A 20,741-nucleotide genomic window follows, 5' to 3' on the forward strand; every position below is an offset into this window, starting at 1 on the left:
TGCTACTCTCTCATCTTTCCTTTCATTTCATTCAACCATTGCATCGCCTGCATCGGCGTCATATTGAACAGGTCAAGCTTGCGCAGCTCGTCCGCGAGCTGCTCCGCTTTAGGCGATGCCTTGCGCCGGCCGCTTTCGGCAGCGGCAGCCGGCTCCTCAAACATGGATAGCTGCACCACGCCAGCAGGACTGCCTTTTCGTTCTGCATAGCTGAATTCATCGTTATTCATGTTACTAAAGCTATGCTTTCTACCCATTTCATTAACGTCATTAATTTTATTATTATCATTAATGTTAATGTCGTTAACTTTATTCGCCGCGCTTAAAGTCCCTGCTGCATTCTCTGCTTTTTGGTATTGATCGTTTTTATAGGCAGACGAAGCGGATTCATGCAGCGCAAACGGTCCTTGAGTGGAGCGCAATTGTTCCTCTTGCCTGCTTTCCATGGACAATGCGGGAACGCCGACACGGGCAAGACTCTCTGACGATACAGATTCATGCATGGCGCCCTCAAGCAAGCTATAGGCGCGCTGAATAATGGAATCGGGCAGACCGGCCAGCCTTGCGCAATAAATGCCGTAGCTGGTGCTTGCCGCGCCGGGAACCAGACGGCGCAGGAACGTCACATCCTCCCCGCTTTCCTCTACTGCCATACGGGCATTGCCAAGAGACGGCAGGGACTCCTCCAGATGGGCAAGCTCATGGAAATGCGTCGAAACCAGCGCCTTGCAGCCGATATGATGATGGGCATATTCAATGACAGCCTGGGCAATCGCCATCCCTTCCCCGGTAGAGGTGCCTCTGCCAAGCTCGTCAATGATGACTAGGCTGCTCGGGGTCGCCTTTTCCGTCATGATCTGTATGTCCTTCATTTCCACCATAAACGTGCTTTGTCCGCCGATCAGGTCGTCGGCTGCTCCAATGCGGGTGAAAATGCGGTCGATTAGCGGAATTTCCGCGCTCCGGGCCGGAACGAAGCAGCCGATCTGCGCCATTACGCAAATTAATGCCGTTTGGCGCATGTATGTGCTTTTGCCGGCCATATTGGGGCCTGTAATGAGCAGAATGCGCTGCTCCTCGCTGCTCAGCGCCGTATCATTAGCGATAAAAGGCGTTCCATCCATCATCGCTTCCACCACGGGATGACGCCCTTCTTTTATGGAAAGATCAAAACCTTCCGTCACCTTGGGACGGGTATAGCGGCGCTCTGCGCTCACCGTGGCAAGCGACTGGTAGACGTCCAGCTCGGCTATCATCGCGGCTGCGCGCTGAAGGCGGTGAAGATGAAGCGCAATATGATCGCGCAGCTCGATAAAGCGGGCATACTCCAGATCAACCATTTTGTCCTCGGCTTCCAGAATAAGCCTTTCCTTCTCCTTCAGCTCGGGCGTGACAAACCGCTCGGCATTAGCCAAGGTCTGCTTGCGCTCGTAACGGCCTTCGGGCAGCATGGACAAGTTGGCCTTGGATACCTCCAAATAATAGCCAAACACTTTATTAAAGCCGATTTTGATGGATTTAATGCCCGTCGCTTCCCGTTCCTGGCGCTCGAGCTCTGCGAGCCATTTCTTGCCGTTTGTGCTGGCTTCCCGAAGCTGATCGAGATAGTCGTCGTACCCGCCTTTGATCAAGCCGCCTTCCCGAATGGAAATAGGAGGCTCGTCCACGAGCACGGTGTCGATCATATCCGCAATGTCTCCGCAGTCGTCTGCATCGCGCACAAGCTCCTGCAGCACCGCAGAGCCGGAATCCCGGCAAAGCTCCATCAAAGCGGGGATGCGCAGCAGGGACGCCTTCAGCGCGTTCAGATCGCGCCCGTTGGCGTTGCCGTAGGCTACGCGCCCTACCAGGCGCTCCAGATCATAGATCGGGCTTAGCTGGCCCCGAATATCCTCTCGCAAAATGAGGTTGCGATACAACGTTTCAACCGCATCCAGCCGTTTGCCAATCGCCGCGCTGCTCAGGAGAGGCTTGTCGATCCAGCGGCGAAGCAGCCGCGCTCCCATGGACGTGCCTGTCCGATCCAGCAGCCAGAGCAGTGAACCCCGCTTGCTCCGGTCGCGCACCGTTTCCGTCAGCTCCAGATTTCGGCGCGTATAGTGGTCAAGAATCATATATTGATTGGGCTCGTATGAAGCAATGCTTCGAACATGCCCGAGAGAACGCTTTTGCGTATCCTCCAAATAACCGATCATGACCCCGACAGCCTGAAGGCGGGCCTGCGAGAGACCGGCCAGCTCCGCTTCGCCGAACTGCTCCGCCAATCTTTCCCGCGACACGGAGGAACGTTCAGTCAGCACGGCGGGCGCTCCCCCCGCGGCCGCTTCTCTCAAAGCCTTCAGCAGGCTTTCGCTGCCAACAACCTCGGAAGGACTATAGACATTAAGCTCGTCCATCATGGCTTCGCCTTGCTGCGGGAAGGAGGTAACGTACAGCTCGCCCGTCGTCAAATCGCAAGCAGCCAGTCCAATCATGCCGCCGGCCAGATCCACCGCAGCGATAAAATTGTTGTGCTTGCTCTCCAGCGATTTGGTTTCCATCACGGTGCCCGGCGTCACAATACGGACAATTTCGCGGCGGACGACGCCTTTAGCGGCGGCGGGATCTTCCACTTGCTCGCAAATTGCCACCTTGTAGCCCTTTTCAACAAGCCGTGCTATATAGTTTTCAGCGGAATGGTAGGGAACGCCGCACATCGGGATTTTGGCCGAGCCGCCGCCTTCCCTTCCCGTCAACGTTATCTCCAGCTCCCGCGACGCCTCGATGGCATCGTTAAAAAACATCTCGTAAAAATCACCCAAACGGAAAAACAAAAAGGCGTCCTTCGCCTCTTCCTTGATCGACAAATATTGCTGAATCATCGGAGTATAACCGCTCATTGCTGCTCCTCCTGCTATGTATATAATATGTTATTATACCAAGCGGAACAGATGTGCGCCATAACCACTGCTCTCCTTATTCGGCATCCCCCGTACCGCATGGCAGATTTCGTAGTCAAAATCGGGTCTTTACCTTCCCGAACCTGCAGCCTGCCGGTCATTTATGACCGTTAAAGGCTCAATTAGCCAGATCCAGTCTGAGTAACGGACAGCCGCGTCCTCTAGCGGCAAAAATCGGTGCATTTTGGGAGAAAAAATGAGTTTTACGGCCACAAATGTCTGTTAGAATCTGGATTCCTGCAAAAAGAAGTCCCTTGCAGTCATACATGTCCGTTTCAGAGGGGCGAAGATTTAGGACAGTTTAGAGACAGCTTGGAAACATTCAACATCAATCAGCTTTCGGCAATGGTATTTTCCATTTCAAGCGAAAATCGCTTTTTTCGTCCCAGGTTTTCCCCGCTTTTGCCGCTTGGAATAGCGGTTCAATACAGGGAGCCAGCTCCTCGTATCTGGCACTCCGCGTCACCACGTCCGCGATATCGTCCAGACAAGCCGACAGCTCGCTCCGGTCGCCGGCATAATAAGCGGCGCGGAAACGCTCTTCCGCTGCCGGAATTCTGGGCAGCGTCAACGCTTCCCTTGCGCAAAGCAGCGCCAGCGCAAAAGCGGCCTTGGCCGCTGCCGGAGACACGAGCCAGCTCGGCAGCGTCCGGTATTCGAACCCGCCATGCGGCTGCAGACGAAAGTCCCCGAGACTGCCGTATCGGGGACGGCGGCCGCGCCCGGCGGGGTCCTCCACCATAGCCAGCGGATAGGCCGCGCAGCTGTCCAGCAGGCGGAGCAGGCGGCCGGTGAGCGGAGCTCCGCTGATGTGAATATGCCCGCCGAGCGCTAGCCCCGGCACGGGCATGGCTCCCGCGACCCAGCGCAGCCCGGGGTCGCGCACTTTTGCGGCGGCTGCAAGCATCAGCCGCCTGATGTTGCCGGCCAGCGCGGCGGGGCTCTCCGCCGGCGCGGGCCGCAGCTCGGCGACGGGATAGAGCAGCCGCCGCCCCAGCAATACGGCGTCGGCGCCCGCTGCTCCTCCGGCGCCCGCGCCAAAAAAACGCGATGCCGGCGCCACCTTGCCGGACGGCATCAGCAGCGCAAACTCGGGATCGGCGCCCAGCAAAATGCGCCGCCCCTCGTCAAAAGCCCCCGCCGCGCCAAGCGTAGCGGCGAAGCGCCGCAGCGCGGCCGACTGGCGTGCGCCGTCGCTGAGCAGCGGCCGCACCCCTCTGACGGCGCAGCGGCCATCGCCGGCAAGGGCAACCTCCGCCTCGCCAACATCGAGGCGGAGCGTATACAGCGCGCGCACGGCTACGCGCGCCACCCGGCGCAGCGCGGCATCGCCAGGCCAATCCCCCGCGCGGCTGCTTCTCCATAATGCCGCGCCTCCTTTGGCCTGATTATTCATGCTCCTGCCCTGATCATACAGGTCTTCTCTGTTCTGATATTCCGATATCGTCAACGCCGTTTTCTGCTCCCGCCCTTCATAGATTCGCGCAACAGAAAGCGGCTCCAGATTGCAAACCTCAATAACAAAAAGCCGCTCGTGAGGCAGCCCCTCCGCAACGCTTAGACCCGACATTCGCCAAAGCTCGCGCTGCCGCTCCAAGCTCATCTTCGCCAGCGCCGATGCTCCTTCGTTAAGCTGCCAAATTCCTTCTGGCGCGCAAAAGCCCGGCAACTCCTTCCATGAAAGCGGCAATACGGCATCTCCTTGACGGGGAGCTGTTTTCACCAGCGGCCGGTCATACTCCTCCTCCGGTAAAATAGCTTTATACGCTGCTCCATTCCAAAGAAACAGCTCCCCCATGTACATACCGCCTTTCATCTACAGGCATATCCTCAGCTTCTATCTGCAAGAGCCTGGTAACAGGTATTTTTGACGTCAAAAAAAAGGGAGGGCTTTCGCCCTCGAATTTGCCGCAAAAGCAGCATATAATGCCGTATCCCAAAAAAGAAAAGATGTTATTGCCGGAAAGCGAGTTACAGCTCGTCGTCCAGCAAATCGGAATCCAGATCCTCGAAGTCTCCGTCCTCGTCGCCAAGGCTAAACTCAAAATCCTTGTCATCCTGATCACTGCAGCCGCCTGGAACAACAGCCACGCAGACTTTCGTCTCGGCAATCATTTCGACCGCAAACTCCCGCTCTACGCGAACGACCACGCTTGCGCCGCTGGAGGAAATGTTCGCCTCGATGCAGTTGGGCTCCTGAAGCACCTCGGCAGACACCTCTTCGGTCGCTGCCCTGTGCTTGGGATCAACATACGAGAGGGGAACATTTTCGACGAATTGTACGGATTCCTTGGCTACGTCCGTTTGGGAGTTTTTGTTGTACGAATACCAAATATTGATATCGTAAGTACCGATCACCTCTATACCGTCGCCCGAACGAACCGCTTCATACTGATGGTTGATGATCCATGCGCCCAAAATGCTGGTCGGATGGTGAGGCGGTGTAACGGTATGGGTGACAGTGGAAAACTTACGACCCTTGCCGCAGACAGCTTTTGTAATTATTTCTCTGCACTGTAGCTGTTTATCTGCAATAGTCATTGATTTAACCTCCTCCATACAATCATTCAATTAAAGTGTATGCAGGTCATAGGCGTTTGTTGATTAAACGAGTCTAATCCGAAAAATTTTATTTTGCATGTCTCCTGTCATCTCAAGCGCAGGTCCTACTAGCACGAGAAAACACAAACTGTCGCTTTCGCGCCTGCTTCATTCTATTCACCTCACAGGGGAAATATGAAGGCCGCGTAGCGAAAAAAAGTACTGCGAAAGCGGTCTGCACACCACATATACATACGCTATATAAAATAGAAAGCATGAGGTAAACAAAAGAAAGCATGAGATAAACATAGTAATCATTTTAAAAATACACCTATAAAAAAAGGCCCGTGAATAATTCTCCCAAGCCAAAAATCAGCGCTAACTGCCACCAAAAGAAGCCTCAGCAGCTGCTGGCAACGAGCGCTGTCTAAACGGCAAACCGTTTCTTTACCACCCGATTCACCTTGCGGACATCAATGACCGTCACAGGCTTCTTTTTACAGAAGCCCTGATTTCAACGGACATTTTTGGCCGTTACCGTTCATTTTTGCCCAATATACGCCGCTTTTTTGACGATGGCGGACATCAGTGACCGTTACTCACAAAGCTTTAGCCATAGAAGTACTCTTACGGTCATGAATGACCGCAAGCGCAAGGCTTAGCATCTGGCTCCCTGCCCCGCCACAGTCTCCCTATCCGGCCTGAGCGATCTCTTGCTTCGGCTTCTTTTTCAGCCGTCTGGCAACGGCAAGATAGCGGTCGACTTCGTGCAGCAGGGTCAACAGCTTGGCGCGAACCTCAAATTCCTCGCGCGTTTTTGGCAGCTCCATGCTGCGAAACAGCCCCACCAGCTTATTCGCCAATCGTTCGGCCTCACCTGTATAAACCTCTTTTTTGACATCAATTGCCAATTGGTCCAGCAGATCGGCCAGGTGCTCGCCTTGCGGAACCTTTTCATACACAAGCGACAGCTCCGCCAGCATTTGGCCAATCGACGTAAATTGCTCGCGCCGCATTTGAAAATAGCTTGTCCAATAGGCTTCATGGAGCCATAGCCGGTTTTCCCGGCTGCGCAGCGAACCCGCCTCTCCTTTGGCCATAAGCGCCTCGGCCTCAAGCAGCTGACTGCCCGACCAGACATGGCCGGGATTCCGCAGCGTAAGCGCCATTTCGCAAAAAATGCCGCTGAACGCCTCCTCCAGTCCGCTTTTGAGCAAAGCCAAGCTCCGGTCCTCCTTCGGCATATACATGACATTGATGACGGTCGCCCAGCCAAGGCCCACCAGCAGCAAAAGCACCTCGTTGGCGATGATGCCTGCCGTTACCTCCTTGTAGGCGAACAGATGAAACACGATGACGCAGCTGGTCAAAATGCCGTCTTTCAGCATAAAGCGCGACAGAATAGGAAACGTAAACAAAATAAAAATAGCCACAACCCAATAATGAAAACCAAACAGCGTAAAAATAAGCGACGCGAAAAAAAGACCCAGCACCGAAGCGACAAACCGGATGGCGGCGCTTTTGAGCCCTTTCATCCGGGTCGCCTCAACGCCGAGTATGGCCAGAATGCCTGCAGCAAGCGCAGGCTCAAGCCCCAAGTAAAGTGCCGTATAAATAGCCGCAATCGCAGCGGCTGCCGTTTTGACAACGCGAATGCCCATAGCTTGTATCCCCGAATCCGATGGAATGTGTTACTCCACATCCTACCGCTCTCGCCAGCCCGCCGTCAACCTCTTCTCCAGAGCCGCTACGGCACGGTACATCGCTGTTGCCACAATCCCTATCACAACCAGACTTGACAGCACTAATGTAAAATTGAATACCTGGAAGCCGTAGATGATCTGATAGCCCAGCCCTGTTTTGGCCACTAGAAACTCTCCGACGATTACCCCGATCCAGGCCAGGCCGACATTCACCTTGAGCGTCGAAATAATGACAGGAAACGAACCCGGCAAAATAACAAGCCGAAACAGCTGCATCCGGTTGGCGCCAAACAGCCGCACCACCTTGATATAACCGCCGTCGATTTCCCTGAAGCGGTTGTAAATGTTCAGCGTTGTGATGATGACCGTAACGGACAGCGTAATCGCCAGAATAGACAGAAATCCGGGGCCAAGCCCTACAATAAAGATCGGGCCAAGCGCCACCTTTGGCATGCTGTTCAGAACGACCAGATACGGGTCGAGAACCCGGGAGAGAAACGGGAACCACCACAGCAGCGCGGCAAGAGCCGTGCCAACCAGCGTACCTAGCACAAAACCGGCAACCGTCTCCGACACCGTCACCCCGATATGAGGCCACAAACTGCCGCCGTACAAGCCGTTCCATAATTGGACAGCCATCTTGGAGGGATAGCTGAACAACAGCGGATCAATCCATTTGTTTCGACCCGCAAGCTCCCACAAGCCGCAAAAAAACAGAAGCAAAGCCAGCTGCGTTGCGCCTGCGGCAGCCGATTGTTTCTTTTGGCGTTTGAGATAATTAAAATGAAGCTGCTTCATCAGCCGGTGACGCACTTCTCCAGCCGGTTCCTCATGCCGCTGCTTTTCTATGACACCAGCCAGCTTCCCATCAGCGCCGCTATCAGCCACATCCGGCGCTCCTTCGACCGGCTTCCCATCAGCGCCACAATCAGCCACATCCGGCGCACCTTCAACCGCCTTTCCATCCGCGCCGCTATCAGCCGCTTCCGGATCGCCTTCAGTTGATTTCACATCCCCGTCTTTATCTGCCTCTACGAGCGCACCTCTCGTTACCTGCTCATCCAGCTCATCCTTTTCATCAAAACCAGCCCGTTCCGGCCCATCGCCCGTCATCGCGTCACGAGTACGTTCGCCGGAATCGTCATGCGCCATGGACGCCCTCCTCCTTATCCTCCAGCTCCTCCCACAGTTCCTGGAAAAGCTCGCTGTATTCCGGCAGCCCCCTGGCTTGCAACGGTGTAGCCGCGCGCAGCGCCTCCGGCACAATAATTTCGCGGACGATACGGCCCGGCCCGCGGCCCATGACGATGATCCGGTCGCTCATGGCAACGGCCTCCGCCAAATCATGCGTCACCAGCACTGCCGTTTTACCCAGCCTCCGCAGCGTTTCCTGCACAAGGTCCTCCAGCTGCAGCTTGATTTGCAGATCAAGCGCTGAAAAAGGTTCATCCAGCAGCAGCACCTCCGGCTCGGTAACCAGCGTCCTCACAAGGGCGACACGCTGCCTCATGCCGCCGGATAACTCATGGGGATATCGTCCCCCGCTTCCCTCAAGACCCAGTTCCGCGAGCCATTCCTCTACCCGTCCCATGCCTCGCTGCGTTTTGCGTCCCTGAATTTCTAATCCGACGGCCGCATTGTCCGCAATGGTTCGCCATGGAAACAAGTAGTCCTGCTGCAGCATATACCCCACTTGCGGAGCCGGGCCCGTCACGTCCTTGCCATCCAGCAGCACATGCCCGATAGTTGGTGAAAATAGACCGGCCAGGAGGCTGAGGAGCGTCGTTTTGCCGCAGCCGCTTGGTCCAACAAGACTGACAAATTCGCCACGCGCAACAGCAAGCTGAATGCCCTCCACAGCCAGATAAGCGCCCTTGTCATTGACATAGACATGAGAGACTCCCCGCAGCTCCATCGCCGGCGTATCCTTCATCACATCCTCCTCCTTTTGCGTTCTATCGCCTTATTTGCCCGACTCTGCTATCGCGGCTTCCGCAAATGACGTGTTCACCAGCTCTCCGTGCTCCGCTCTATCGGCCAGCTCGCCGGCCTCCGTCATGACGTCCAGCAGATTATCCCACTCCTCTGTGTCCACAACGGGATTATCCGCAAAAGAGCCCTGCGATTTGTAGCGGTCGATGGAGCTGATCAATCTATCTCTGTCTACATTTTCAAAATAAGGAATAACAACGTCCGCAATTTCCTCCGCGTTATGCTCCGCAACCCATTTCTGCGCCTTGTAAACGGCATTGGTGAACGCCTGGATGTACTCGCTGTTTTTGTCGATGTAGCTTTGCTTCGCCATAAACACGGTGTAAGGCAGATGCCCGCTTTCTACGCCGAATGAAGCCGCAACATACCCTCTGCCTTCTTTTTCAAAAATGGAAGCGGTCGGCTCGAACAACTGAACGTAATCTCCTGTTCCCGAGGAAAAAGCGGCGGCGATGTTGGCAAAATCAATATTCTGGATCATCTCCAGATCTGTTGCTGGATTGATGCCGTTTTTCTTCATGGCGAATTCGCCTGCCATTTGCGGCATGCCGCCTTTTCGTTGACCAAGAAAAACCGATCCTTTAAGCTCCGTCCAGTCAAAGGAGTCTATTTTCTCCCTTGCTACCAGAAAGGTTCCGTCCGTTTGGGTCAGCTGGGCAAAATTGATGACGGGATCATCGGCCCCTTGCTGATGAACGTAGATCGACGTTTCCGAGCCTACCAGCGCAACGTCAATGGAGCCGGAAAGCAAAGCCGTCATCGTTTTGTCCCCGCCAGGCGTAGTCGTAAGCTCGATGTCCAGCCCTTCCTCGTCAAAAAAACCTTTTTCAATCGCGACATATTGCGGCGCGTAAAACAACGAGCGCGTCACTTCGCCGATGACAACATGTTTTTTATCCCCGCTGTCCTTGCCGCATCCCGACAACACGGCCGATGCCGCCAGCAGGACGGCCAGCAGCAATCCAAGCCTGCCTTTTTTCATAGGTCATTCCTCCCGCCAATTGGCAAAAATTAATGTACAACAGCCTATGCAAAACAGACGCCGTAAGTGATAAGCTGACGCGGACTTAACGCCAAAAAGGCCCGCAGAAGGCTCCGTAAACACGGATTTCTGCAGGCCTGGCTAGATACATCAAGAAAATACAACAGGCAAGATTAACTATTCGTTCGATATGCTCGTTTAATTTGGGAAGAAGCTTATCGTCAGATAAGCTAAATTAGATAGACGAACTTATATAAACGAACTGAACTAATGGATAAGCTGAGCTTAATCGTGCAGGCAGGTAGCGCAGCAAGCGGCTACAGCCTATAGATATCGCTGTATTTGGACTTCAAATAGGAAACCAGATATTGCGGATCAAGGCTTTTGCCCGTTACGGAGGTGATCAGCTCGGACGGCGTGCGCATTTTGCCAAAGCGGTGAATACGGTCGCCAAGCCATTCCTTGATGGTTAGCAGCTCGCCGCGGCTGACCTGCTCCCACATATCCGGAATTTCACGCTCCATCGTATCCGTAAATTGAGCGGCGTACATGTTGCCCAGAGAATAAGACGGGAAGTAGCCGAAAGCGCCGCCGGACCAATGCACGTCCTGAAGCACGCCCTCCGAGTCGTTGCCCGGAACCACGCCGAGATATTCCTTGTATTTGCTGTTCCAAAGCTCGGGAAGGTCGGCTGCTTTGACGCCTCCGTTAAAGATCAGCTTCTCCAGCTCATACCGGATAATGATGTGCAGGTTATAAGTGAGCTCGTCGGCCTCTATACGAATCAGTGACGGCTTCACAACGTTGTTGCCGCGGTAAAACTCCTCCCATGACACATTCAGCTGGCCCGGGAACCGTTTCTGAAACTCGCCAAAATAACGCTGCCAGAAGCCGGGGCTTCTGCCGATCACGTTTTCCCAGAAGCGCGACTGCGATTCATGGATACCCATGGAGGTGCCGGTAGCTAACGTTGTGCCAGTCAGCTCGGGGGCAATATTTTGCTCATACAACGCATGTCCGCCCTCATGAATGGTGCCGAACAGGGCAAAGGTTACGTCGTTAGGCAGGTAGCTGGTCGTGATGCGAACATCGCCCGGATTCAGGCCCGTAGCGAACGGATGAACGCTTTCGTCCAGCCTGCCCGCTGCAAAATCGTAGCCCATCTGACCAAGAATATAAAGGCCAAAATCCCTCTGAGCTGCCTTGTCGAACGTTCCGTTAAGGAAGGAGGTGTCGGGCTGGTGCGGCGAAGCCGCTATCGCTTCCGCCAGCGGCACAAGCTCCGCGCGCAGTCCGCCGAAAATGGAGTCCAGCTCGGCCACTGTCATGCCGGGTTCGTATTCGTCAAGCAAAGTATCATAGCGGGTTGCGCCAGGTCCCCACAAATCAATAAACTGATTGGTGTAGCCGATCACCTTTTCCAAATAAGGCTGGAAGCTTGCAAAGTCATTGTCCCGTTTGGCTTCCTCCCATTTGGATTCCGATTGGGATGCCAGCACGGTATATTCCTGAAACAGCTTTGGCGGAATTTTGATGCTGCGGTCATATTGCTTGCGGGTTTCCAGAACAAGCCGCTGATCGATTTCCGACAGCTCCGCAAATGCGGCCTTCTCCTCCAGCGTCTGCAGCCATTCGCCCAGCTCCGGCGCAACGGACAGCTCAAACATAGCGCCGGACAATACGCCAAGCGATTCCGATCTTACATCCATTCCTTTGCGCGGCGCGCCCGTCCGCAAGTCCCAATGCATGAGCGCAAGCGCCTCTCCATAGCTTTGAATCTTATGTATTCTTTCCCTGAAGCTTGCCAAAACGTCCTGCTGTTTTTGCGTCATTGCTTCATTCCGCCTTTCGCCATAACGGCCATTAATATGAGCAGCTCTACCATTATATTAAACCCCGATAGTTACAAACTGCAACTTTCACAAACTGACGCGTTAGCGTCTTCCACGCTTGGCGCTTTTGGCAAATGAATGCTTTGCCGATATCCACTCACACCATTACGCTTAGTTTTTCCTGCTGCTTTCCTTCACCTTGCCCCGTACTGCTATTCTATGAGCGGTTACGATCCTGCCGACGCAGCTTTAACGCATCTGCTCTTGCAGCAATCACGTCGGACCTGTCGCGCAGCTTGTGGCGATGGATCAATTCCGCGTTATCCATCGGACTTGGCGCGCCCCATTCCAGTCCCTGCTCCCCGCAAAGCTTTATGCAAGCCTCAAGCAAGGTTTGATCCGCAAATGGAAGCATCATATCCCGATAGGGCAAAGCCTTCTCAGCCTCTTCCCTCCGTGCCTCAAGCAGCTGAATCAGCTTGCCGGAATCCAGCCCTACCTCGTCAAGTCCGTGCGCCTCCAGCCTGCCCAATGCATGGGAATAGCTCTTGGCTGCGCCGCGCAGATTGCCCCTCCGCTCATGATATTGTCCGACAGCTGTTCCGATAAGAGCTACCCACAGGGCAGAGCGGTTATCTTGAGGGTGTTTTTTCCAATATTCCTCAAGCAGCTCATGACATTCAAAATAATCCCTTGTTGCATGAAATTGAATCAGATAGGAATAATAGGCATCAGGATACTCTCTCATATGTCCACTCCAGTCCCCAACTGTGAGAAAAATCATTTTTTCGTTGAAGTTGTCCTAAAAAAATGAAACCTTGCTTCCATAGTAGCCGTATTCCATTATGTTATCAAATTTCAAACCTTATTTAACAGGAGGAGAAAGAACGCAATGAAAAAAGGGTTCCTGGTTATGATCGCGCTTACGCTTTTGCTTGCAATCGGTTTCCCGCAGGAAGCGGACGCTAGACGCGGCGGCGGCTTCAAATCGCCAAAGCAAAGCTTTACTCAAACCCCGAAAAAAAGCGATAACGTAAGCAAAACCACTACCGATTCCAAGACTGGCGGAGCAACAGCAGGCACAGCTGCCAAAACTGGCGGTTTCTTGGGCGGCGGAGGCGGCTTGATGAAAGGCATGATGCTTGGCGGCTTGGCCGGTCTGATGTTTGGCAGCATGTTTGGTAACATGGGCGCTATGGGTCAATTTTTGGGACTGATGGTCAACCTGCTGGCGATTTTTGCAGTAATTATGCTGATACGCGTCGCTTTTGTTTACTTGCGCAGCAAGAAGGATCAACGCCCTGACCAGCGGAGGCCTTATTAATCGTGAGATTGTATACCGATGAAATCATAAATGCGGTTTGCCTGCATGTCTCCGAACGGCGCGGCATTGCGCCAACTGACGTGGAGGTACAGCTATCCTGGGATGAAGAATACGGCTACACCGCTGAAATTTGGGTAGCTGGCCGCAGCCAATATTTATTGCAGGCCAATTTGCTGGAGGCCATCGAGCAATATCTCTTCTCCCAGCAAAACCTTCGCGTTTTCCGCTCCGACATTACGCTTGGTCTTGATGAAGAGCAAGGCGAATTTTGGGCTGAGTTTCCCGCTTAACGGGTTGTTCAAGATTTTTTCCGGTTAACGGGTTGTTCAAAAAGTACGCTTACTAAACTTTCTGAACTCGCACTTAAACTAATTTTTGTTTTTATCAAGCAGGCTGCCGCGCCAGGCAACCTGCTTTTTTCATTTTCTTTTTTTATTTCCTCTTTTTATTTTCTTTTTTCTTTTTTCTTTCACTTTCTTCTTTCTTCTTTCTTCTTCTTTCGTCTAGCGGTCACTTATGACCGCCAGAGCCGCAAATAGCTATATTTTCTTCTGCCAACGGTCACCCGTGTCCTTTAGACGCTCGAAATTCGCATATAGGGTGAGAATCCAGTCTTTTACGGCCATGGATGTCCTTTAAAATGGGCTTTTGCCCATAAAAAGGTCTCTAATGGACATCGATGTCCGAATGAATGTGGTCCGTTCTTGGCACCCGCAAAACCCCGCTTAGCATTTATAAGTTGCTCGTAGCAATCGCCCCGCCTCTGTCCTGCAGTGGTTTCCCACAATTTACTACACGCCGCTGAAGCAACTCGCCCTCTCCTCTCGCGTCTAATTAACTAGATTAGAAGAGGAGAGTGATGGAAAAATAATGTGGATGAATCCGTTTGCAAGGCCGATTAGTGATAAGCAGCCTCGTTTTAAGACAGCTTTGGCCGTTAAAAAAGCCGTCTTGCTTACAGTAACGGCAATATTGACGGCAGGCTCCATGCTTGCTGCTCCGCCCCGGACTGATGCAGCTAGCGGCAAAATGACGCAATTCCGCGTCTACCAGAACGAAAAAGCATTAAAAGAGTTTGAGTCTCAATCGGAAGCCGTGTATTACGCGAAACAATTCCGCTACAGTCATGTTGAGCAGATTTCCGGTCGACAGTGGGTTTGGGATAACTTTCCAAGATACAAGGTTTATGTAAACGGCGCCTCCGAGGCAGCTTGGGAATACAGAACGTACGCGGACGCTCTTGCATTTGCCAAACGGAATAAAAATGTACATATCCGGGATTTGGAAAACACGGGATGGGCATACTCCTCCTACCCCGCTTATCGTCTTTACCAGGGTGATATCACGTTGCCGGAATGGAATTATGTCACACTTGACGAAGCGAAAAAGGAAGCCAAAAAATGGAGCAACGCCCATGTCATCGAGCTGGCCACGGGAAAATGGATTTGGGACAATCTGACGAAAGAGCAAATCGCGGCGCAAAGTGCAGCAGAGCCCCTCTATCAAATCACTCTGAATGGGGAAGCGGTAGAGGACGCCAAGCTATTTTCTTTTCTGAAAAACGGAATCGCGGCAGCCGAAAAGCTTCCAGGCAGCCAGCTGGTAAACCTGAAAAACGGAAAGGTTGTCCATTCTACGATACCGGCCTACGAGGTCAAGCAAAACGACAAGCTTGTTAAAGCGTTCCGCGGATTGCCGGAGGCGGTCAAGCTGGCCGTTACGCTAGCCAATACGGAGATTGTAAACGATGGCAAGGTGCTTTGGTCCAGCTATCCCTATCTTCAGGTTTATCAAGGCGACCGGAAAATCAAATCCTTTCACAAGCTTTCCTCCGCCCTTTCCTATGCGACATATTACGCTAATGCCTCTATCGTGACATTGGAGGGGCGCAAGCTCTGGACCAATGTCAAACCGCTGGTTATTCTGGGCTGGAATGGGAGCAGCGCCTCCTCTACGATTCAAAGTCATGTAGCCGGAACGCAAGGGCTTGATATGGATTCGCCAACCTGGTTTAAGCTTTCTGACGCTAACGGCACATTGGAGGATACCTCTAATGCAACAAGCGTGGCCATGCTGAAGGAAAGAGGTATTTTGACCGTTCCGCTTGTTCATAATCAATTTGATCGAGGCATGACAAGCCAATTTCTAAAAAATAAAGAAGCGCAGGCCACATTTATTGAGTCATTGGTTGAACGGCTGTCACAGCTTGGCGTTTATGGCGTTAATCTGGACTTCGAGGAGGTTGCGGGAGCTGACCGGGCTGCCTATACCGCTTTTGTAAAGGCATTAACAAACGCTGCCCATGCCAAAAAACTGAAGGTTTCCATCGATTTGCCGCGAGGCAGCGTTAGCTGGAACCATCTGACTGCCTACGATCACGCAGCTTTGTCCGCCATCGTCGATACCGTTATTATTATGGCTTATGACGAGCACTGGAAAGGCAGCGACAAACCGGGCTCCGTAGCCGGGTTAGCCTGGGCGGAGGAAGGAGTCAAGCAATTTCTGGATTATGGCGTTCCCCGCAGCAAGCTTATGCTTGGTATTCCCTTTTACGTAAGGGAATGGCGGCTTGACGCATCGGGAAGCATGGTGGATAACAGAGCTATTTTTATGAAGGAGCTCCCAAGGCTGATTGAGGAGAACAAGGCGACAGGCGTTTTCCATAAAGAATCCGGCCAGTGGAAATATACCTATCAGAAGGATGGCTATACCCATGTTTTTTGGGCTGAGACGCATGAAACTGTATTGAAGCGTATTGCTATCGCCAAAAAATACGACTTGGCAGGAGTGGCGGCATGGCGGTTAGGCTATGAGGACGCCGATCTGTGGACCAAAATGCTGCAGGCCAAATCTTAAAAAATTTCATTGAAGTCAAATAAGTCTCGCAAACAACAAGCTGGCCGGAAACGACATGTCTGACATGCCTCGTTACCGGCCAGCTTTTTAAGTGCCTTTTCCGCATCGCTTGACAGGTCCTAATCACACTCCGCATCGCGAACCTCCAGAATACGGGGCAGCATGTCCATAAAAGCATCAACAACCTTGGGATCAAAATGCTTCCCTTTTTCATCAGCAAGCAGCTTGATGATATCTTCCAGCTCCCATGCCTTCTTATAGGACCGACTGCTGCCAAGCGCGTCAAAAACATCCGCTACGGCAGTAATTCGGCCATAGAGGTGAATGTCCTCCCCCTTTAAACCGTTGGGATAACCGCTTCCGTCCCATTTTTCATGATGCTGGAGGGCAACGATGGAGGCTGCCTGCAGCATTTCTCTTTTGGAATGCCGCAAAAGCTGATGTCCGATCAACGTATGGTTTTTCATCTGCTGGAACTCTTCCTCTGTCAGCTTTCCGGGCTTTAGCAATATGGAATCGGGGATGGCGACCTTGCCGATGTCATGCATGGGCGATACGCTTCGCAGCAAGTCGGCCTCCTTCTCCTCCATGCCGAGGCCAAGCGCCAGCAGATAGGAATACTGCGCAACGCGGCGGACATGATGCCCGGTTTCCCTGGAACGCGTCTCGCCAATTTCGCCCATGACGGAAATGATCTCCTTTTGCGTCTCCAGCATCTCCTCATGCAGCATAACGGCCTCAAGCGCTTTCCCCGTATAAGCAGCGGCAAGCGACAAATGCCGCAGGTCCTGACTTGTAAACACCTCTTCCGCTCCAAGCTTGTTGATCGCCTGATACGCCCCGATTACCTCGCCGGCATTGTTGCGAAAAGGAATACATAAAACCGCCTTGGTCCGGTATCCCGTTTTTTTGTCGCTGTCCGAGCTATGACGCTTGTCCAGATAGGCGTCCTCTATAAGGAGCGGCTCGCCCTTTGCGATGCATGCCCCCACAATTCCGGTTCCTGCCGAAATCCGGATTTCTCCGACGCCATGGGCAATTGCGGTAAATAATTGTCCCGCTTCATGATCAATCAACCATACGGCGCAACGATCCGCCTTTACCATATCACGCCCCATATCAGCCATTAACACTAATACGTGCTTGAGTCTGTTTTCATTGGCAATTCTGGCCGTATAATCAAAAATGACGGCCAGCAATTCTTCAGCATTTCCGGACACTTGATTCATATGGCGCTCCTCATCCCGTTTCTTTTGTCATTTTAATTCGATGCGAAAGCTTTGAATTCCTGCACTTAAGCTGATTTTTCGATGTTTTTCAACATAATTTTGTCGAATAATATCCTCATAAAAGACTCGGGAGAAGGAAGATCGTTATTCATGTCGAACTTAAACAGCATGACAAAACAAAATGGCTCCATACTCATAAAATATAGCTTGATCATGTTGTTATTTTTGGCCTTTCTGCTTTCTTTGCGGCTTCTTTGGGTGCAGTGGAATGCTCCTGCTTCCATCCCAGCTATCGAAAAGGGTTTTATTGATTTAAGCGACTGGGACTTTACCAAAAACAGGCCTTTGGCGCTTAATGGCGAATGGGAATTTTATCCTAACAGCTTCGAGACTGAAGGCGAACCATCGTATGTGCAGGTTCCTGGCAGCTGGCAAGCTGGCAACGCATTTGGCGCCGCTGATAACGCATATGGCTACGGAGTTTATCAATTGACCATTGCCATTCCCGGGCCTGTCAAGGAAGATCCCTATACCTTCTGGATCAAACAGGCCGAAACAGCCTCCATTACAGAAATAAACGGTAAACCGTCTTTTGAATTTGGCGTGCCAGCCGACAACAAAGCCGACTATATTCCAAGACGCGCAGGTTATACGCCGTCATATGAACCTGCCCAAGGCGAAACCTTGCTGGTGCTGAAAATCAAAGCGGCGAATTTCGACAACCCCTATCGGGGCGGTTTAATAAAACCGGTCATGCTAGGTTTGCAGTCATCTGTCGACACCGTTCGCTGGTACTCTATCGGCTTACAATTATCGACCTTTGTCATATTGCTTCTGCACGGGATTTACGCAGCTATACTGTATGTATTGGATCTTACCAAAAAAGCGTTTCTGATCTTTTTCAGCCTCCTGGCTTCAGCCGGGATATCAATCATTGTCTCACATGATTATTTGTTGTTGTATTGGCTGCCCATCAATTATGACTGGACGGTCAAGCTAACCCTATTGTCTTATATCAACTTGACATTCTTTATGCTGCTGCTTACCCGCAACTTTGCAAAGACCACCAGGGACAAGGGATGGTTTCGCTTCTATACCCTCCTGCATTTGCTATATTGCGTATTTACACTTGTGGCTTCAGCGCCGACTGTGCAATATTCGGTGAAATACAAGCTTTTTGATTTCTTTTATATGCTGCCCGTTCTCTGGTTTTTGGCTTTAATTGTATTTATGCTGATAAAGAGACGGCCTGGCGCCATTTTTCTGATGCTTGCGGCAATGAGCATACTCTCCAGCGTGATTTGGGGCGTACTTAGCAGCAGGCAAGTGGTATATGGAGAATATTATCCATTTGATATTTTGATCGCCATCATATCCTTTTCGACATATTGGTTTAAAAGCTATATGAGCAACGCTTCGGAAAACGCCCGCTTAAATGCCAAGCTTAGAGCGGCGGATGAAGTTAAGGACCGCTTTCTGGCCCATACCTCGCATGAGCTGCGAACGCCGCTGCACGGGATTATCAACATTGCTCAAAGCATTGTTTCAAGGGAGCAGGATATGGACAAGCGAAGCATCAAGGACATAGGCCTGCTGCTAAAAATAAGCAAGCGCATGTCGAGCCTGCTGGATGATTTGCTGGAGCTGCTTACGCTGAAGGAAAACGGCATTCGGCTTCACCTCTCCCCTCTCAAGCTGGATGCGGTCGTACCCGGCGTTTTGGATATGCTGGCCTATCTGACTGAAAATAAACCCGTGAAGCTGATTTCCGCTATTCCTGTGAACCTGCCTCCGATCCAGGCTGACGAAAAAAGACTGATTCAAATTTTGTTTAACCTGGTTCACAATGCAATCAAACATACCCGGGAAGGCTCCATTACCGTTTCAGCAGAAGAAGCCGGCGGCGCCATCATTATTAAGGTTACAGATACAGGAGCCGGCATCCGCGAGAATGACCTGAAGGTTATCTTTTTGCCCTATGAGCAGGGTGCTGACGGCGAAGGCGGCGGCTTTGGTCTGGGGCTTAACATTTGCAAACAGCTGGTGGAGCTGCACGGCGGGCAATTGGATGTACGATCTGAACCAGGAAAAGGAACCACCTTCCAGTTTTCGTTGCCTCAGGCAGATTACTCCGTAGCTGCTGCTGACTCTGAGCAAGGGATCGAGCCTGTTAATCCCGTTTTTGTGGAAGGTACGGAGGATAACGCGTGGGAGGAAAGCTGGCGTGCGGCAGGCTCCGGTCAGGAGGGCGAGATCAATCAAGGGCAAATTCTGGCGGTGGATGACGATCCTGTCAATCTGAGGATATTGTCCACTATCCTTGGCAGCGGCCCCTACCAGCTGACACTCGCAACCTCGGGCAAGGAGGCATTACGCCTGCTTCCCACCCGGCAATGGGACCTGGTTATCACTGATGTCATGATGCCATCCATGAATGGATACGAGCTTACAAGAGAAATACGGGAGCGTTACTCTATATCGGAGCTCCCTATTTTGGTGCTGACCGCCCGAAGCCAGCCTGCTGATGTTTATGCCGGCTTTTCAGCTGGGGCTAACGATTATTTGACCAAGCCGGTGGACGGGCTTGAGCTGAAATACCGGGTTTGGTCGCTCACAACGTTAAAGCGGTCCGTTACGGAGCGGCTGCGGATGGAGGCGGCATACCTGCAAGCCCAGATCCATCCCCACTTCCTGTTTAATACGCTAAGCTCCATTCTAGCCTTAAGCGAAATCGACAGCGAAAAAATGAGAAGGCTTGCGGAAGCCTTCACCTCGTATTTGCGAATCAGCTTCCACTTTCTCAATGCAGGAGAGCTTGTTGTTTTATCGCATGAGCTGGAGCTGGTCCGGGCATATCTCTATATTGAAAAGGAGCGTTTCGAGGAGCGGCTACATGTAAACTGGGAGATTCAACAGGAGATTCACCTGTATCTCCCTCCTCTTTCTATCCAGCCTTTGGTTGAAAATGCGGTAAAACACGGCATTATGAGCTTGTCCCGCGGAGGAACCATCACGATAGCCATTCATCGGCAAGATGATGAGGTCGTTATTGACATTCGCGACAACGGCAAAGGTATGACGCAGGACAAGGCGGACAAGCTGCTGAAGAAAGCTTTTGACCGTGAAGGCGGCATTGGCATAGCTAATACACATCGCCGCCTGATTCAGCACTATGGCAAAGGCTTGTTTATCCAAAGCGCCCCGGACCAAGGGACCAGCATTTCATTCCGTATTCCTGACCGGCATGCGCCGAACTAAGCAAACCAAAGAATGGACAAGCAGGCGGCCCATTGCCTTCTCCCAAGGAGAATGACGATGGGCCGCACTTTGCTTAAGAAGCAGC

General features: G+C 52.3%; 14 protein-coding genes. 4 read left to right on the forward strand and 10 right to left on the reverse strand.

Features of this window, described 5'->3' with window-relative positions; translation table 11 throughout:
• Nucleotides 1-2: 2 nt before the first annotated feature.
• The 9 genes from mutS to A7K91_RS13990 form a co-directional block, all read right to left on the reverse strand.
• The gene (gene mutS / locus A7K91_RS13950; RefSeq protein WP_068683720.1) at nucleotides 3-2,879 is read right to left on the reverse strand and encodes a DNA mismatch repair protein MutS; all 2,877 of its coding nucleotides are present in this window, start codon (nucleotides 2,877-2,879) and stop codon (nucleotides 3-5) included.
• Between the two features lie 388 nt (nucleotides 2,880-3,267).
• Nucleotides 3,268-4,737 (reverse strand): putative amidoligase domain-containing protein, encoded by a 1,470-nt coding sequence (locus A7K91_RS13955; protein ID WP_068683722.1) that lies wholly within the window; start codon nucleotides 4,735-4,737, stop codon nucleotides 3,268-3,270.
• 173 nt (nucleotides 4,738-4,910) lie between these two features.
• Nucleotides 4,911-5,480, reverse strand: coding sequence for an outer spore coat protein CotE (locus tag A7K91_RS13960; protein ID WP_068683724.1), 570 nt, complete (start codon nucleotides 5,478-5,480; stop codon nucleotides 4,911-4,913).
• Between the two features lie 692 nt (nucleotides 5,481-6,172).
• The gene (locus A7K91_RS13965) at nucleotides 6,173-7,141 is read right to left on the reverse strand and encodes an aromatic acid exporter family protein (protein ID WP_068683725.1); all 969 of its coding nucleotides are present in this window, start codon (nucleotides 7,139-7,141) and stop codon (nucleotides 6,173-6,175) included.
• A gap of 42 nt (nucleotides 7,142-7,183) precedes the next feature.
• Entirely contained in the window at nucleotides 7,184-7,981 is a 798-nt protein-coding gene (locus A7K91_RS13970) for an ABC transporter permease (RefSeq protein ID WP_156739586.1), read from the reverse strand.
• Between the two features lie 343 nt (nucleotides 7,982-8,324).
• Nucleotides 8,325-9,116: an ABC transporter ATP-binding protein gene (locus A7K91_RS13975; RefSeq protein WP_068683727.1), complete on the reverse strand. Its 792-nt coding sequence runs from the start codon at nucleotides 9,114-9,116 to the stop codon at nucleotides 8,325-8,327.
• Between the two features lie 30 nt (nucleotides 9,117-9,146).
• On the reverse strand, nucleotides 9,147-10,157 hold the full coding sequence (locus tag A7K91_RS13980) for an ABC transporter substrate-binding protein (RefSeq protein ID WP_068683728.1): 1,011 nt from the start codon (nucleotides 10,155-10,157) through the stop codon (nucleotides 9,147-9,149).
• 317 nt (nucleotides 10,158-10,474) lie between these two features.
• On the reverse strand, nucleotides 10,475-11,989 hold the full coding sequence (locus tag A7K91_RS13985) for a carboxypeptidase M32 (RefSeq protein WP_068683729.1): 1,515 nt from the start codon (nucleotides 11,987-11,989) through the stop codon (nucleotides 10,475-10,477).
• 217 nt (nucleotides 11,990-12,206) lie between these two features.
• Nucleotides 12,207-12,737 (reverse strand): DUF309 domain-containing protein, encoded by a 531-nt coding sequence (locus A7K91_RS13990; protein ID WP_068683731.1) that lies wholly within the window; start codon nucleotides 12,735-12,737, stop codon nucleotides 12,207-12,209.
• Between the two features lie 144 nt (nucleotides 12,738-12,881).
• Here A7K91_RS13990 and A7K91_RS13995 point away from each other — a divergent pair, with 144 nt between their 5' ends.
• The 3 genes from A7K91_RS13995 (at nucleotide 12,882) to A7K91_RS14005 (ending at nucleotide 16,169) form a co-directional block, all read left to right on the forward strand.
• Entirely contained in the window at nucleotides 12,882-13,313 is a 432-nt protein-coding gene (locus A7K91_RS13995) for a hypothetical protein (RefSeq protein ID WP_068683739.1), read from the forward strand.
• 2 nt (nucleotides 13,314-13,315) lie between these two features.
• A complete protein-coding gene (locus tag A7K91_RS14000; protein WP_068683741.1) occupies nucleotides 13,316-13,603 on the forward strand; it encodes a YxcD family protein in 288 nt (95 codons plus the stop codon).
• 580 nt (nucleotides 13,604-14,183) lie between these two features.
• Nucleotides 14,184-16,169, forward strand: a complete 1,986-nt coding sequence (locus A7K91_RS14005) for a glycosyl hydrolase family 18 protein (protein ID WP_245697514.1) — start codon at nucleotides 14,184-14,186, stop codon at nucleotides 16,167-16,169.
• Between the two features lie 119 nt (nucleotides 16,170-16,288).
• Here A7K91_RS14005 and A7K91_RS14010 read toward each other — a convergent pair whose 3' ends face one another.
• Nucleotides 16,289-17,398, reverse strand: a complete 1,110-nt coding sequence (locus tag A7K91_RS14010) for an HD domain-containing phosphohydrolase (protein ID WP_068683743.1) — start codon at nucleotides 17,396-17,398, stop codon at nucleotides 16,289-16,291.
• Between the two features lie 150 nt (nucleotides 17,399-17,548).
• Between A7K91_RS14010 and A7K91_RS14015 the strand changes: the two genes are divergently transcribed.
• The gene (locus A7K91_RS14015) at nucleotides 17,549-20,656 is read left to right on the forward strand and encodes a hybrid sensor histidine kinase/response regulator (RefSeq protein WP_068683745.1); all 3,108 of its coding nucleotides are present in this window, start codon (nucleotides 17,549-17,551) and stop codon (nucleotides 20,654-20,656) included.
• Nucleotides 20,657-20,741: the final 85 nt, after the last annotated feature.

Source organism: Paenibacillus oryzae (genome assembly GCF_001675045.1).
GTDB classification, from domain to species: Bacteria; Bacillota; Bacilli; order Paenibacillales; family Paenibacillaceae; genus Pristimantibacillus; species Pristimantibacillus oryzae.

Excerpts from the sequence above, each read along its gene's own strand:
- mutS (WP_068683720.1), bottom strand. The coding sequence starts at position 2,879 with ATGAGCGGTTATACTCCGATGATTCAGCAATATTTGTCGATCAAGGAA.
- A7K91_RS13955 (WP_068683722.1), bottom strand. The coding sequence starts at position 4,737 with ATGGGGGAGCTGTTTCTTTGGAATGGAGCAGCGTATAAAGCTATTTTA.
- A7K91_RS13960 (WP_068683724.1), bottom strand. The coding sequence starts at position 5,480 with ATGACTATTGCAGATAAACAGCTACAGTGCAGAGAAATAATTACAAAA.
- A7K91_RS13965 (WP_068683725.1), bottom strand. The coding sequence starts at position 7,141 with ATGGGCATTCGCGTTGTCAAAACGGCAGCCGCTGCGATTGCGGCTATT.
- A7K91_RS13970 (WP_156739586.1), bottom strand. The coding sequence starts at position 7,981 with ATGAAGCAGCTTCATTTTAATTATCTCAAACGCCAAAAGAAACAATCG.
- A7K91_RS13975 (WP_068683727.1), bottom strand. The coding sequence starts at position 9,116 with ATGAAGGATACGCCGGCGATGGAGCTGCGGGGAGTCTCTCATGTCTAT.
- A7K91_RS13980 (WP_068683728.1), bottom strand. The coding sequence starts at position 10,157 with ATGAAAAAAGGCAGGCTTGGATTGCTGCTGGCCGTCCTGCTGGCGGCA.
- A7K91_RS13985 (WP_068683729.1), bottom strand. The coding sequence starts at position 11,989 with ATGACGCAAAAACAGCAGGACGTTTTGGCAAGCTTCAGGGAAAGAATA.
- A7K91_RS13990 (WP_068683731.1), bottom strand. The coding sequence starts at position 12,737 with ATGAGAGAGTATCCTGATGCCTATTATTCCTATCTGATTCAATTTCAT.
- A7K91_RS13995 (WP_068683739.1), top strand. The coding sequence starts at position 12,882 with ATGAAAAAAGGGTTCCTGGTTATGATCGCGCTTACGCTTTTGCTTGCA.
- A7K91_RS14005 (WP_245697514.1), top strand. The coding sequence starts at position 14,184 with ATGTGGATGAATCCGTTTGCAAGGCCGATTAGTGATAAGCAGCCTCGT.
- A7K91_RS14010 (WP_068683743.1), bottom strand. The coding sequence starts at position 17,398 with ATGAATCAAGTGTCCGGAAATGCTGAAGAATTGCTGGCCGTCATTTTT.
- A7K91_RS14015 (WP_068683745.1), top strand. The coding sequence starts at position 17,549 with ATGTCGAACTTAAACAGCATGACAAAACAAAATGGCTCCATACTCATA.